Origin of the sequence: Phocicoccus schoeneichii (assembly GCF_014635565.1) — a bacterium.
In the GTDB taxonomy this organism is placed as follows: Bacteria; Bacillota; Bacilli; order Staphylococcales; family Salinicoccaceae; genus Phocicoccus; species Phocicoccus schoeneichii.
Window position 1 is genome coordinate 90,497 of the sequence record NZ_BMDB01000001.1, and the last position, 14,963, is coordinate 105,459.

General features: G+C 36.9%; 12 protein-coding genes. 8 read left to right on the plus strand and 4 right to left on the minus strand.

Annotation, left to right across the window (positions count from 1 at the left end; genetic code table 11):
- Positions 1-38 precede the first annotated feature (38 nt).
- The 6 genes from acsA to IEU51_RS00640 all read left to right on the plus strand — a co-directional run bounded on the left by acsA (position 39) and on the right by IEU51_RS00640 (position 5,742).
- Positions 39-1,751, plus strand: a complete 1,713-nt coding sequence (acsA, locus tag IEU51_RS00615) for an acetate--CoA ligase (protein WP_186088259.1) — start codon at positions 39-41, stop codon at positions 1,749-1,751.
- A gap of 172 nt (positions 1,752-1,923) precedes the next feature.
- Complete coding sequence (locus IEU51_RS00620) at positions 1,924-3,591, plus strand: formate--tetrahydrofolate ligase (protein ID WP_186088257.1); 1,668 nt, start codon at positions 1,924-1,926, stop codon at positions 3,589-3,591.
- A gap of 57 nt (positions 3,592-3,648) precedes the next feature.
- Positions 3,649-3,846 carry a hypothetical protein gene (locus IEU51_RS00625; RefSeq protein ID WP_186088255.1) on the plus strand — a complete coding sequence of 66 codons (198 nt, stop codon included), beginning with the start codon at positions 3,649-3,651 and terminating at the stop codon, positions 3,844-3,846.
- Between the two features lie 99 nt (positions 3,847-3,945).
- The gene (locus tag IEU51_RS00630) at positions 3,946-4,128 is read left to right on the plus strand and encodes a hypothetical protein (protein ID WP_186088253.1); all 183 of its coding nucleotides are present in this window, start codon (positions 3,946-3,948) and stop codon (positions 4,126-4,128) included.
- Positions 4,129-4,464: 336 nt separating this feature from the next.
- A complete protein-coding gene (locus IEU51_RS00635) occupies positions 4,465-5,238 on the plus strand; it encodes a CPBP family intramembrane glutamic endopeptidase (RefSeq protein WP_186088251.1) in 774 nt (257 codons plus the stop codon).
- An 18-nt stretch (positions 5,239-5,256) separates the two neighbouring features.
- Positions 5,257-5,742, plus strand: coding sequence for a GNAT family N-acetyltransferase (locus IEU51_RS00640; protein ID WP_186088249.1), 486 nt, complete (start codon positions 5,257-5,259; stop codon positions 5,740-5,742).
- 111 nt (positions 5,743-5,853) lie between these two features.
- Here IEU51_RS00640 and IEU51_RS00645 read toward each other — a convergent pair whose 3' ends face one another.
- Both IEU51_RS00645 and IEU51_RS00650 read right to left on the minus strand, forming a co-directional pair.
- On the minus strand, positions 5,854-6,651 hold the full coding sequence (locus tag IEU51_RS00645) for an ornithine cyclodeaminase family protein (RefSeq protein ID WP_308808161.1): 798 nt from the start codon (positions 6,649-6,651) through the stop codon (positions 5,854-5,856).
- Positions 6,652-6,757: 106 nt separating this feature from the next.
- On the minus strand, positions 6,758-9,307 hold the full coding sequence (locus IEU51_RS00650) for a transglycosylase domain-containing protein (RefSeq protein ID WP_186088245.1): 2,550 nt from the start codon (positions 9,305-9,307) through the stop codon (positions 6,758-6,760).
- Positions 9,308-9,649: 342 nt separating this feature from the next.
- On the opposite strand from IEU51_RS00650, the gene tyrS reads away from it, so the two are divergent.
- The gene (gene tyrS / locus IEU51_RS00655; RefSeq protein ID WP_186088243.1) at positions 9,650-10,915 is read left to right on the plus strand and encodes a tyrosine--tRNA ligase; all 1,266 of its coding nucleotides are present in this window, start codon (positions 9,650-9,652) and stop codon (positions 10,913-10,915) included.
- Between the two features lie 54 nt (positions 10,916-10,969).
- On the opposite strand, the gene IEU51_RS00660 is transcribed toward tyrS, so the two are convergent.
- Both IEU51_RS00660 and IEU51_RS00665 read right to left on the minus strand, forming a co-directional pair.
- The gene (locus IEU51_RS00660; protein WP_186088241.1) at positions 10,970-12,499 is read right to left on the minus strand and encodes an amidase family protein; all 1,530 of its coding nucleotides are present in this window, start codon (positions 12,497-12,499) and stop codon (positions 10,970-10,972) included.
- A gap of 87 nt (positions 12,500-12,586) precedes the next feature.
- Positions 12,587-13,945 carry a YjiH family protein gene (locus IEU51_RS00665; RefSeq protein WP_186088239.1) on the minus strand — a complete coding sequence of 453 codons (1,359 nt, stop codon included), beginning with the start codon at positions 13,943-13,945 and terminating at the stop codon, positions 12,587-12,589.
- Between the two features lie 44 nt (positions 13,946-13,989).
- On the opposite strand from IEU51_RS00665, the gene IEU51_RS00670 reads away from it, so the two are divergent.
- The gene (locus tag IEU51_RS00670; protein ID WP_186088237.1) at positions 13,990-14,931 is read left to right on the plus strand and encodes a dipeptidase; all 942 of its coding nucleotides are present in this window, start codon (positions 13,990-13,992) and stop codon (positions 14,929-14,931) included.
- Positions 14,932-14,963 lie beyond the last annotated feature (32 nt).

A 14,963-nucleotide genomic window follows, 5' to 3' on the forward strand; every position in this document is an offset into this window, starting at 1 on the left:
TTCTTGAGAATAACCAAAGTATACATAGGAGTGATTGGATGGAACACGAAATTTACAAATCGGTTGATCAAAATCCGAATATGAAAGATTACGAAGCAACGGTTAAGAACTTTTCATGGGACGATATTGAGAGAAACTTCTCTTGGTCTGAAACAGGAAAAGTAAACATTGCGTACGAAGCAATCGACCGACATGTAGATGAAGGTCATGGAGACAAAGTTGCATTACACTATCGTGATGACAACGGAACGCGTTCATTTACGTTCAAAGAAATGAAAGCACTCACAAATAAAGCAGCGAACGTTTTTAAAGCGCATGATATTAAAAAAGGAGACCGTGTGTTTATCTTTATGCCACGTTCACCTGAATTATACTTTGCGCTACTTGGCGCTGTGAAACTAGGAGCAATTGTGGGTCCATTATTTGAGGCTTTCATGGAAAAAGCAGTCACAGACCGATTAAAGGACTCAGAGGCACAAGCAGTTGTAACAACACCTGATTTACTACCAAGAATTCCTGTTGCGGATATCGATACTTTAGAGCACGTATTTGTTGTTGGTGAACATGAAGAGGGCGACAAAATTGTTGACTTCTCTGAAGCATTCGAAGACGCAAGTGATGAGTTAGAAATCGAGTGGGTAGATCGTGAAGATGGATTAATTTTACACTATACAAGTGGTTCAACAGGTGCACCTAAAGGTGTATTACACGTTCATAATGTCATGGTCCAACAATTTATTTCAGCGAAATATGTTTTAGATATTAAAGAAGACGACGTATACTGGTGTACAGCTGACCCAGGTTGGGTGACAGGTACATCTTACGGAATCTTTGGACCATGGTTAAACCGTGCAACAAACGTAGTTGTCGGTGGAAGATTCTCACCTGACGCTTGGTACGGTGCATTAGAAGATCTTAAAGTGTCTATTTGGTATTCAGCACCAACAGCATTCAGAATGCTTATGGGAGCTGGAGACGAAGAAGTTAAGAAATATGACCTGTCTAACTTAAGGCACATGCTTTCAGTAGGGGAACCATTAAACCCTGAAGTAATCAAATGGGCAGACAAAGTGTTTGATCTAAGAATTCATGACACTTGGTGGATGACTGAAACAGGTGCACACATGATCGTGAACTTCCCAGCAATGGATATTAAAGCTGGAGCGATGGGTAAACCACTACCAGGTATTGAAGCAGCAATTGTTGACGATAACGGTAACGAATTACCACCAATGCGCATGGGTAACTTAGCTATGAAAGCACCATGGCCAGCAATGATGAGAGAAATCTGGGGCAACCCTGAGAAATATAAATCTTACTTTATCGGTGACTGGTATGTATCTGGTGACTCAGCTTATGTGGACGAAGATGGATACTTCTTCTTCCAAGGTCGTGTAGATGACGTAATCATGACTGCGGGTGAAAGAGTTGGTCCGTTCGAGATCGAATCTAAACTGTTAGAGCATGAAGCGGTTCAAGAAGCTGGGGTAATCGGTAAGCCAGATCCAATCCGTGGTGAAATCGTTAAAGCCTTCATCGCGCTACGTGAAGGTTATGAGCCAAGTGATGAACTAAAAATAGAAATCAGAGACTTTGTTAAACTTGGACTTGCAGCACACGCTGCACCAAGAGAAATTGAATTTAAAGATAAACTTCCAAAAACACGTAGTGGTAAAATCATGAGACGTGTACTTAAGGCTTGGGAATTAAATCTCGATGCCGGAGACTTATCTTCAATGGATGACGATTAATATTATTTTTAAAGATAAAGACATGCGTGTCTTTATCTTTTTTTGTACAAATTGACCAATATAATTAAATGTTTTGAATATAAAACCGTTTTCTATGGTCTAAAATATACAACTATGTAATAATAAGTATTGAAGATAGCTTTATCTAACATAGACTTTAGGAGATGAAAGAATGGCACATTTAACTGACCAGGAGATTGCTTCAAAAGCAACAATCCGTCCAATTGGTGAAATCGCAGAGAAAGCAGGCATTCCGGATGAGGCACTTGAGCTATATGGTAAATATAAAGCAAAAGTAGACATCAAAAACCTTAAAGGTAATGCGGATGACTCTAAGCTTGTTCTTGTAACTGCTATGAACCCAACTCCAGCAGGAGAAGGTAAATCAACAGTTACAGTTGGACTTGCTGATGCGTTTAACCAGTTAGATCAGAAAGTTATGGTAGCATTACGTGAACCTTCACTAGGACCTGTCATGGGTATCAAGGGTGGAGCAACTGGTGGTGGATACGCGCAAGTATTACCAATGGAGGAAATCAACTTACACTTCAACGGTGACTTACACGCGATTACTGCAGCAAACAACACACTTTCTGCTCTTATCGACAACCACATTCATCAAGGAAACGAACTAGGCATTGACCAAAGACGTATTACTTGGAAACGCGTTGTTGACATCAACGACCGTGAACTAAGAAATGTAGTGGTTGGACTTGGTGGACCAACTCAAGGTGTACCGCGTCAAGATGGGTTTGACATCACAGTAGCAAGTGAAATCATGGCAGTTCTTTGTCTTGCAACAGACTTAATGGACCTAAAAGCTAGACTTGCGAAAATTGTATTTGGTTACACATTCGACAAAAAACCTGTAACGGTTGGTGAGCTTGGCGTAGAAGGCGCGCTTACTTTACTTCTTAAAGAAGCAATTAAACCAAACTTAGTACAAACTATGGAAGGAACTCCAGCACTTATTCATGGTGGACCTTTCGCAAACATTGCACATGGTTGTAACTCAATCATTGCAACAAACACAGCACGTAAACTCTCAGACATCGTTGTAACTGAATGTGGATTCGGTTCTGACTTAGGTGGAGAGAAGTTTATGGACATCAAAGCACGCTTTGGTGGATTCAAACCAAACGCAATCGTTTTAGTCGCAACAATCCGTGCTTTAAAAATGAATGGTGGAGTAGCGAAAACAGATCTTGGTGCTGAAAACGTTGACGCATTAAAAACAGGTATCGTTAACTTAGAAAAACACATCGAAAACGCTCGTAAATTCGGTGTAGAACCAATTGTTGCATTAAACGACTTTGTAACAGACACTGATGCGGAAAGAAACTTCGTATTAGACTGGTGTAAAGAGCGCGACGTAAAAGTTGCACTTACACAAGTTTGGGAAAAAGGTGGTAAGGGTGGTATTGACCTTGCTAAACAAGTACTTGAAGCACTTGAAACAGAAAACAACTTCAAGCACCTGTATGAGGACGAACTACCAATCGCTGATAAGATTGAAAAAATCGTTACTGAAGTATACGGTGGAGATGGCGTAATCTTCACAGATAAAGCAAAGAGACAACTTAAAGAGATTGAAGACAATGGTTGGGGTCACTTCCCAGTATGTATGGCGAAAACGCAATACTCATTATCAGATGATCCTAAAAAATTAGGTAGACCAACTGGATTTACAGTTACAGTACGTGAACTCATTGCGAAGACTGGTGCAGGATTCGTAGTTGCACTTACTGGTGATATTATGACAATGCCAGGACTTCCAAAAGTACCATCAGCGAATGCGATGGACGTTAAAGAAGACGGTACGTCAACTGGTTTATTCTAAAATCTTAAAAGCATACTTCTTTGGAAGTATGCTTTTTTCAAAATTTCAGAGGTAATTATGAGAATTAGAAGTAGAAAGTTATTGTATTCCTATGCGGCACTATTATTTGTCCTTGGGTTTATCTTTGTATATATGGTAAACAAAGAACGCATCATTGTGTTCACATTCTTAGCAGGCGCATTCATACTGATGATGGTTATATACGAAGAATGGACGAGATACGTACTTAGGAAGAAAGACAAAGGTAAGAAGTAGGTTCAAGTTAAATTGATTTACTACTCAAAAGGTGAACTTTTAAATGATAAGAAGAAAAGATTATATAGAGTTTCTCGTAGAAATAGTTAGGTGATTAAAATGGATGAAAAAAAAGAAAATATATATATCATTTTGGTAGTCGCTTTATATATACTTATGGACGGAATTATAATTCCATTACTACCAGGTTCATCTTGGTTAAATGTTTTTTTTGGACTAGTAATATCACTCTCTATTGGAGGCTTCGGACTCTATTTTCTTCAAAAATATAAAAATTCATAAAAATTAGAGACTAGCTATGGCTAGTCTTTTTTTTGTTGATTTCTCTTTCTAAAAACTTGGAGTAAATAACTAAGCGTACCACCAAAACCGAAGATTATCATTTGATGAGTAAATGTATCCCATGTTATTAATTCAAACTTAATATTAAGTGTTGCATAGAAACCTACAAAACAGATGTAAAACAGAAGTAAATACAATATTTCTCTCATAGCTGTATCCTCCGGTGAGATTTCTTTTTATTTTATTATAAAGTTATTTTAGTAAATACACGAATGATAATTATAGAAATATTAAAATTAAGCTATACTAATAAAAAGAAGATCAGGAGATGATCGTTTGAATAAATGGAAGTTCAAGTTAGTTTTAATACTTACAATACTAGGCACTATCGGAATCATTGCGCTAATTCCATATTCAATGACGACACTACAGACAAGTGAACTCATTCCAGAGGGTATTTCTTTATCTTTTGTAATGACAGTAAACACAATCGCTCAAGTGATTCAACTTTTTGTAATGGTGCTCATTGGAGTGCGATTACAAGATAGAGTAGGGTTAGGCGCACCAATTTCCGATGGGTTTGTGTATGGAAAGGAAGTTCCGAAAATCTCAGGTAAATGGATGTTAATTGGGGTTGTAGGATCTGTTATCGGCTCACTAGCAGTCATATTACTTGATGTGTTTGTATATACTCCAAACATTGAGATGCCAAGCGGACAGGTTACAGAAACTATTTGGTGGCAAGGAGTACTTGCGAGTTTATATGGTGGAATCACAGAAGAATTAATGCTTCGATTATTTGTGATGACACTTATCGTTTGGATCATTGCCGTGATATTTAAAAAAGATAAAAACAGCATACCAAAAAGTGTTTACTTTACCGCTATTGTATTGACTGCATTGTTATTTGGACTAGGACATCTACCAGCAACAGCTCAAGTATTTGGTGAGCTGACTACAATTCTAGTTGTGAGAGCGCTCGTCTTAAATGGACTCCTAGGACTATGGTTCGGGTACTTGTACTGGAAGAAAGGTCTAGAATATGCGATGATCGCACATTTCTCGGCAGACATTTTCTTACATGTGATATTTGCGTCGATAGTAGGATAAGAAATAGGGGCATTTGATATGAAGTATTTAATCCGAAAAATGAGTATAGAAGATATTAAAGAGGTTCAGAATGTTGCTAAGAAAAGTTGGCATGCTACATATGAAGGAATTATTCCTCGCGAAATACAAGATAACTTTTTAAAGCATGCGTATAGTGATGATATGATGGAATACCGATTAAAAAATTCAAACATGTTTGTAGCAGAAGTTGAAGGAGAAGTCATCGGATTTATTAATTTTTCATCACTAAATGAAAATAACGAAAGTGAACTAAGTGCGATTTACATAAATCCAGAATACCAAGGTCATGGTATAGGAACACAATTGCTTCAAGTATGTACTTCTGAACTTACAAAATTAAAAGCGATATATCTTGATGTTGAAAAAGAGAATAATAGTGGGCTAAGTTTTTATAAGAAAAAAGGGTTTGAAGTAGTAGACGAATATGGTGACAACTTTGATGGCCATATATTGAAAACATTTAGAATGAAATTAGGAATATAGTGTATGTAAATAGTTATAGTTAAAGATGAGAGTAGTTCAAACTTATGTATTAACGAAATTAAATAAAACCTCTTAATCTGGTATTACAACCAAATTAGGAGGTTTTTCTATTTATTTCAACTTCTGATACGCACCAATTGCTACTGACATATCATAATATGCGGTTCCAACTGATTTAAATATTGTAATATCTGTGTCACTGCGGTCTATCTCTTTATCGATCATATCCTTTAGCGCCACAGGTTTTTCCCATGAGAAGTCTCCTGTCTCTACCGCATGGATGAATTCTCCTGCTTCAACAATGACAGCGTCCATATCATCAAAAATGACGTGACGCGCTACCTTGATTGACTCTTCGTTAATCTCTCTCATATGAGGCATATACGTGCCAAGTCCGTTGATATGTGCGCCTGATTTCACATATTCATGATCAAACACTGCTTTTGTACTGTTTGTTGCTGTGTTGATAATATCTGAGACTTTAGTTAGCGCGTTCACATCATTCGCAACTTCAATCTCAGCAGTTACTCCAAATGTTTCTAATCTCTCTTTAAACGCATGTGCTTTTTCTTCTGTTCTATTGAAAAGCACAATGCGCTCAATATCACGGACTTCTAGAACACCTAGCGCTTGTTCAAATGCCATTCCGCCTGTACCGATAACTCCCAAAACTTTAGCATCTTTACGTGACTGAATGTCTGTCGCAAGTCCTGTCATCGCTCCCGTACGAAGTATCGTAAGGTACGACGCTTCTAACGTTGCCACATTCTGTCCTGATTCTAGTTCAGTAATCACAGAAACGGCTTGAGTGGCTGGCATGTTTTTATCTTTATTATTAGGATAGATGGAAATGATTTTAATAGATGAATACAAAGACTCCACGTCAACGGATGGCATATAGAGCATCACGTTGTCATCATTTAAATGTAATATTTAGTAAGTATAAACATACAGATAATTTATATTGATTTTTAAAACACAAAAAACCGAACTCTTTTGAGTTCGGTTCAATTTATTAGTCTTTACTATTACTTGATTTTGTCTTTGGTGTCGGGCGATTGATTCGTACTGAGTTACCTATGCGATATTTTTCATCATAGTTCCTAGTCACAGTGCCTCTTAAGTCTGATGCTTTCAACTTATCATCAAAGTTAGCACCATTTCTGTCTAGTACAGATTGGTCACTTAGTCCGCTCTTTTTACTAAATTTTGTATCATCAGTAACTAATCCTTCAATGACTTTATCTTCAGTATTTTTACAGTCGTCTTCTTTACTCATGAGCATACCACAGAATTTTTCAGTCTTAACTGATGCTGGTTTTTTGTAATCTGTACCGTAACCCATCAGTTCAGGGTTCGTGTTTTGGAGTGCATCGGCTAAGTTTCTCCAGTTGTAAATTGTGATGTGATCATCGTCATCTGTGCTATACACTTGTGGAATATTTCGATCATATCCCATCCACATTCCTAGCGTGACTTTCGGGTTGTACGCAACCATCCAACTATCGATGAATTGTTCTGACGTACCTGTTTTCGTTGCCCAAGGGTATGAGCTTTCTATTGCTTGGTAATAATCTTTGATGTGGTAAGCAGAACCTGTTCTAAATGTTTCTCTTAAAATATCAGTCATCAGATATGCAGTAGAGTCTTTCCAAACTTTTTTCTTCTCGTTCTCATGCTCATAGACGACATTTCCTTTAGGATCTGTAATCTTAGTAATCATATAACTATCTGACATTGTTCCATCTTTTGCAAATGATGAGAACGCGTTGACGTTTTCTTCAACCGTTAAGTTGTTTACACCAAGTGGTAGAGAAGGGATACCAATATCATTTTCATCGAATAATGAATTAGATAATGGAATTTCCATATTATCTAGGTATTCTTTTGGGTTTTCTAGACGTACATCTGACCAGAGTCGTAATGTACTTAAGTTATAAGAGTTCGTTAACGCATGTTTCACAGAAATTAAACCAAATTCTTTTTGGTCATAGTTTTCAGGTGAATAACTTGTTCCTGAAACAGGGTTATAAATTGAAAACTTCTTATCGAGCACTACTGTATCCGGAACGATTAACCCACGGTCAATACCAGGACCATATACAGCGAGTGGTTTCATAGTCGAACCAGCCATTCTTGATGTTTGTGTTGCGTGGTTGATTTCGGAATTCTCGTAATCACGTCCACCGATAAAACCAAGTATTGCGCCGGTTTCATTGTCCTTAAGAACAGCACCAACCTCATGTTGGAACGTCTGGTCTTCTTCTTCTCCAGTTGAGTCAATGGAATCATATATACTTCTGTCGCCATAATAAGAGAAGTTATTATTTTTAACCTCTTGCATTGTATCGTAAATTTCTTTATTGATTGTCGTTTCAATTTTATATCCGTTATTTCTTAACGCATCGTTTGCTTGTTGCGTATATTTTTGATTGAGAAGTGGTGTAAGGTCTAGGTCTTCCTTCGACACATCGTCTTTTTCAGCCAAGATATATTTTAATTCTTGAATTGCACGACGCTCAATTTCGTCTGTTAAGAATGGATATTTTTGGTTTGGCACTGAAACATCTTTAGTTAAGTTGCCAAAAATATCATATGCAACAGCATCATCGTATTCTTCCTTATTAATGACACCTTCTAAAAGCATGCGATCTAATACATATAATTGTCTGTTTTTACCGAGCTGCAACTCTTCTTCAGATTTAAGCGCTCCGTTTTGTGTAAATGGTGTATATGCATAAGGGTTTTGTGGTAGTCCTGCAATAAACGCAGATTCTGCAATATTTAAATCTTTTGCATCTTTACCAAAGATTCCTTTCGCAGCACTTTGAATACCAGCAATATTTTGTCCATTCGCATTACGACCGAATGACACTGCGTTTAAATAACTTTCTAAAATTTGGTCTTTTGAAAGTAATTTTTCAACTTTAAATGCGAGCAATAGTTCGGATGCTTTACGAGAGAATGTTGGATCATTTGTTAATAATTGGTTTTTAACTAACTGTTGAGTGAGTGTTGAACCTCCTGTACCAGATTCACTCGCAGCAAGTTCTTGTAGTGAAGCACGAATAAATGCTTTTGGAACTACACCATTATGTTCATAGAAGTTTTCATCTTCTGTTGCAATAAGTGCGTTCATTACGTTTTCTGACATGTCTTCGTAAGCAATAGATTCACGAATCAAATCTGATTTTAAAGTACCCAAGTTTTCTCCTGAAGCAAATGTTACGTTCGTACTTTCAGTAATTTGAGTCAGTTGAGTCTTTATTTCATCACTTGTATAGTTCACGTCATCGTTAACGAGCGCTGCAAAATAACCAAGCCCTATACTAAAAATGAGAATGCCTACTAATGTTAATGAAAGAATTGTAAATAATATGACATTCCAAATCGTATCGTAAGTCGTGTTAAATATAAATCTGAAGGGATGGTCAGTTTCTTTAAAGCGTCGTCCAATCGTTTTGAAACGCTCTTTAAATGTATTTCCGTGGATTTTGTTTTTCTTATTTTCATCATGTGTAAACAGCTTTTTAACGCTGTGAACAATGTTTGTTTTCTTTTTCATTTCAACCTCCCCAGTTCTTTGAATTATATCATAATTAGATGCATTTCATATAGTCATCTACTACCCTAAAAATTAGACGTTTGACAAACATGGTAAAAGTTTATATGATAAGTAAGAATTTAATAATGCGAAACAGCAAGAGAAGTAGTGACGAACTAATGTTTAAGAGAGTGTACGGGTGGTGCGAGTACATACATAGCCGTTTATGAATACACTTGCATTTTTTGTATCGTTTTTAATGAGTAAAACAGTTTGGTGGTACCGTGTTATGCACCCATACGTCTAGTATGGGTGTTTTTTTATATTTAATTTTAATAGATAAAAACAGAAGGAGACATGAATATGAGTGAATTAATTAAAGATTTGAAATGGCGTGGTCTTTTATACCAGACAACAAGTGAAGAAAATATTGAGAAATTAGTAGATGAAGAAGTGGTTTCATTATACTGTGGTACAGACCCAACAGCAGATAGCTTACACATTGGTCATTTAGTACCATTCTTAGTACTTAAACGATTCCAAGAGTATGGACACCGTCCAGTTGTTTTAGTTGGTGGGGGAACAGGGATGATTGGTGACCCATCATTTAAAGCGAGCGAACGTGACTTAATCTCTAAAGAACAATTAGACTTAAACGTTGCTGGTATTGAGAAACAACTACACAAAATCTTTGAATTTGATAAAGGTGAAGAAACGGATGCTATTTTAGTGAACAACTATGAATGGCTGAAAGATATTTCATTAATTGGTTTCTTAAGAGACTATGGTAAACACGTTGGAGTAAACTATCTGTTAGCGAAAGATGCGATCCAGTCCCGTCTTGAGACAGGAATTTCATTCACAGAATTCACATACACAATCATTCAAGCAATCGACTTTGCGCACTTAAATCAACATAACAACGTTAAAATTCAAGTAGGTGGATCAGATCAGTGGGGTAATATTGTGTCAGGTATCGACTTAATGCGTAGAACGCATGGTATCACGGATGCTGAAGGTCTTACAATTCCACTAGTAACTAAAGCAGATGGTTCTAAATTTGGTAAATCTGAAGGTGGAAATGTATGGCTAGATCCTGAGAAAACGTCCCCTTACGAGTTCTACCAATTCTGGATCAACCAAAATGACGAAGATGTTATCAAGTTCTTAAAGATTTTCACATTCCTTTCTAAAGAAGAAATTGAAGCATTAGAAGAGTCTGTAAAAACTGAACCGCATTTACGTAAAGCACAAAATGCTTTAGCAGATGAAATGACGAAACTCATTCACTCAGAAGAGGCATTAGAAGAAGCGAAAAACATTTCGAAAGCATTATTCAGTGGAGATATTAAGTCACTAACTACCGAACAGCTGAGAGATGCAATGAAAGAAGCACCATCAGCAACGGTTTCTAATGATGACTTAAACCTTGTGAATGTGATTGTTGAAGCGGGCATTTCTCCTTCAAGAAGACAAGCAAGAGAAGACATCACAAATGGTGCCATCTACATCAATGGTGAACGTGAACAAGATGTGAACTATGTGATTTCAGATAGCGATAAGTTAGATGGAGAATTTACAGTATTCCGCCGAGGTAAGAGAAAATACACAGTTGTAAACTACAAATAAATGAAATGAAAAGTAAAAACGACGTCACAATGAATGACGTCGTTTTTTCATGTCTTAAATTGGATTTTCGTTTAGGTCTATAATATCTGATTTAATAAATCCTGCATTTTCGATTTGAAGTGCAAGCTCTAAAAGTGCAGCTTCTCCACCTTTACGTGCGACAAACATACTGCCGACCGGGAGTTTATCTTTTGTCTCGTAAAGTGGAAGTGATAGTGCAGGTTGTCCCGTTAAGTTCGCGTGTTGTGTATATGGAATCTTAGCCAGACTATCAGTAAATAGTTCACCAAAGATACCGAATGCTTCTTCGTCTTCTAACTCATCGATACGTTCTAAACGGTCACGAATATCATCATTGATATCGAATGCATCAACTGGCACGGATGTACCATTAATTGTAGGAGTTAAGAAAAAGTCATAGTTGTTTTTATCTAGGAATTGGTGATACTGTGCACTTAACTGATCCCAAGAATTTAACGCATGAACGTATTGCCATCCTTTAACGCGATCGCCTGCTTTATACATACCGTATGAGACGAGCTCAACGTCATCTTTAGTGATATCTCTTCCAATAGACAATTCAATGCCTTTAAACATCGCTGCTGTTTCTACCATGTTCATTTGGAAGTATGTCTCCATTGCGCGTTTACCGTCGACCACAGGCGCGTCTTCTACAACTTCATGACCTAATGACTTTAAGATTTCAACAGTTTTATTTAGAGCATCAATCGCATCCTGTTCAATTTCACTACCAACTGGTGATTTATGAGAGTACGCGATTCTAAGCTTTTTATCAGTTGCAGTAATTGTTTCAGGTAACTGATCTGGTGCGAGATATGGAGATTCTAATACTTGATTGCTCGTGAGTTTTAATGTTTCAAATGTATCAGCAACAGACTTAGATAATACAAAGTCTACTGAAGCACCTTGCCAGCTTCTATATCCATCTGGACCTGTAACAATGCGTCCACGCGTTGGTTTTAATCCAATTAAACCATTGAAGCTTGCTGGAATTCTAATTGAACCACCGCCGTCACCAGCTGTCGCGATAGGTACAAATCCGGCTTTTACTGCTGCACCTGATCCACCAGATGATCCACCAGATGATCCACCAGATGAAAGTCCGTGGCCAATTGGAGAATACGTGTGACCAAATAGTTCTGGGTCTGTTAATCCTTTAAATCCAAATTCTGGAACGTTCGTACGTCCAACAATAATATACCCAGCATCAATAATTGCTTGAACAAAGTTGTCTGTACTTTTAGCGATATTATCTTTAAATAATTTCGAACCATTTATTGCAGGTTGTCCTTCTTCACTTTGACCAAGGTCTTTTATTAGAATTGGGACACCATAAAAGTGTGGGAGAGTAGCACGTTCTTTATCTGATAATGAAACAATGTGTTCATCATAAGATTTTGCTTTCTCGAAAGCTTCAGCTTCTTGTATGTGAATGACACTGTTTAACTTGTCGTCAAGTGATTTAATATTTTTAAACGCACGTTCAACGAGTTCGGTTGCAGTGACTTCTCTCCTTTTAATTTGATTACTATAATACGTTGCATCATGTGTGAATAACGACATAATCAAGCTCCTTATAAAAAATATGATCACTCTCTATTATAGATGAGATTAAGACAAACTAAAAAACTTGCCCGGAGGCAAGTTTAATTAAAAGATAATATATGCAGCAATTAAGATGATTGGTAATGAAATCGCAGTTCTCATTAAGAATATGATAAACATCTTACCAATGCCAAGAGGAATCTTAGACCCTAAGATTACGCCCCCAACTTCTGATAAATACAGTAGTTGTGAAATAGAAAGTGCTGCTACGATAAATTTAGACATCTCTGCAGATTCTGCACCAATGATTAGAGTAGGTAGATACATATCCGTGAACCCAATGAATAGAGTTTTTGACACTAGAAGTGCATCTGGAACGCCTAACATTTCGAGTAATGGTACAAATGGAGCACCAATCCAAGTGAAGATTGGTGTGTATTCTGCTGCGATAGTTCCGAGTGTACCGATTGCCATTACGACAGGCAGTACACCAAACCACATATCAAGTACTGTTTTGTATCCATCTTTAGCAATTCCACCAATACCAGAAGCTTTTTTCGCTGTGATTAAAGCTTGATGCGTTGCCCAGCTGAATGTATTATGTGCTTCAGGAATTTCTTCAGTGAAATCATTATTTTCGTTATAATACGTATCCTCAATCTTAGAAAGAGGTGGGATTCTCGGTAGAATAATTGCACAGAGTACACCAGCGATGATTACTGTGATGTAAAATGGTGCAAAGTATTTCATGAGATCTAAGTAATCTAAGATTACAATTGTGAATGTGATCGAAACGACTGAGAACATAGATGCAATAACTGCAGCTTCACGTTTCGTGTAGAAACCACCTTCGTATTGTTTACTTGTTAAGAGTACACCAATAGTTCCGTCTCCTACCCAAGAAGCAAGGTTATCGACCGTAGAGCGTCCAGGTAAAGTAAATACAGGTCTCATAAATTGTCTAAATAAAGTTCCAACAAATTCGAGTAACCCGTAGTTGAGTAGTAACGGGAGTAAAAACCCTGCAATTAGGAATGCAGCAAACAGTGTAGGAATAAGTCCAGTTAACACCGTGCCACCTGTATCTTCGGAAATAATTTGAATCGGACCTACATTCATTAACACGAGAACACCAAAGATTGCTCCCAGTACACGAACGATATTCCAGCCAATACCTTTTTCAAATAAATCGATGATGATATGATTATTTGATTTTTTTATGTAAGAAAAAAATACAGTTAAAATGGCTGATATAACCATGAGAGAAACAGTGATATAATTGATTGTATTATCGCCGACTAACTCAATAATATTGTTTGCGATTAGTGCAACGGGTACTGTCAACTCGTCATTCGCATCTTTTATTGGGAATATGAAGATAAAGATACCGAGTAACGATGGCACTAAAAATTTAAGCCAAGTGCCGAATGAAGCTGTTTTGTTTTGATCATTTTGATTATTCATTAATGCACACCACCTTGATGAAATTATAAAGGAGAATTATAAATATGTATATTATAGATACGCACTGTGATGCGCTTTTAAAACTACAAGCGGATTTCCGCAATACTTATCTCTATAAAGATCGTTCACTTGATTATTTAAACTCACCTGAACTCGACACCAATATGAATCGTCGAATTGAAGGAAAGGTTAAAGTACAATTTTATGCGATATTTATTTCCCCTCTATTACCAGACAATGAAAAGTGGCAACATGCGTTAGAGCAAATAGACCGCTTTCATAAAGATATCTTAACACAAAAGCATATGGTACATATCAAAAATTTAAAAGAAATTAATAACTTAAAAGAAAATGAATATGGTGCAGTTCTTACACTTGAAGGTAGTGACGCTTTTGGTAATGATTTAGTGAAATTACGTACATTGTTTAGACTTGGTGTTTTATCGCTTGGGCTCGTTTGGAATAACGGTAACTTAGTCGGTGACGGCGTAGGGGAGTCGAGAAATGCTGGACTTTCAGAATTTGGTAAATCAGTGATTGAAGAGTGTAATGCACATGACGTACTTATTGATGTGTCCCATTTAAATGAAGCGGGTGTAAAGGACGTTATAAAATATGCAGATAAAGTGATTGCGACCCATTCAAATGCGCGCGCAATCATGGATCATCCGAGAAATTTATATGATGAACAAATTAAATCAATCATAGATAAAGGCGGAATGGTTAACATTGTATTCTGCCCGCCGTTTATTACTGAAGGTACTGCTACATATGATGATTTATTTAAACATATCGATCATCTAGTTAAACTTGGTGCAGAAAACCATATTGGACTCGGATCAGACTTTGACGGGATAACTGAATATGTTGATGGACTACAGCATGCAGGACACTATCAAACATTTGTAAATGCACTCATTGAACGATACGGTGAAGCATTCACAAAAAGATTAACACACGATAACTTTTTAGAAAGATTTTGTTAAATATAATATGTTACGATTATTTACGGTGAATT

Coding starts and splice junctions, on each gene's coding strand:
- acsA (WP_186088259.1), top strand. CDS start 39: ATGGAACACGAAATTTACAAATCGGTTGATCAAAATCCGAATATGAAA.
- IEU51_RS00620 (WP_186088257.1), top strand. CDS start 1,924: ATGGCACATTTAACTGACCAGGAGATTGCTTCAAAAGCAACAATCCGT.
- IEU51_RS00625 (WP_186088255.1), top strand. CDS start 3,649: ATGAGAATTAGAAGTAGAAAGTTATTGTATTCCTATGCGGCACTATTA.
- IEU51_RS00630 (WP_186088253.1), top strand. CDS start 3,946: ATGGATGAAAAAAAAGAAAATATATATATCATTTTGGTAGTCGCTTTA.
- IEU51_RS00640 (WP_186088249.1), top strand. CDS start 5,257: ATGAAGTATTTAATCCGAAAAATGAGTATAGAAGATATTAAAGAGGTT.
- IEU51_RS00650 (WP_186088245.1), bottom strand. CDS start 9,307: ATGAAAAAGAAAACAAACATTGTTCACAGCGTTAAAAAGCTGTTTACA.
- tyrS (WP_186088243.1), top strand. CDS start 9,650: ATGAGTGAATTAATTAAAGATTTGAAATGGCGTGGTCTTTTATACCAG.
- IEU51_RS00660 (WP_186088241.1), bottom strand. CDS start 12,499: ATGTCGTTATTCACACATGATGCAACGTATTATAGTAATCAAATTAAA.
- IEU51_RS00665 (WP_186088239.1), bottom strand. CDS start 13,945: ATGAATAATCAAAATGATCAAAACAAAACAGCTTCATTCGGCACTTGG.
- IEU51_RS00670 (WP_186088237.1), top strand. CDS start 13,990: ATGTATATTATAGATACGCACTGTGATGCGCTTTTAAAACTACAAGCG.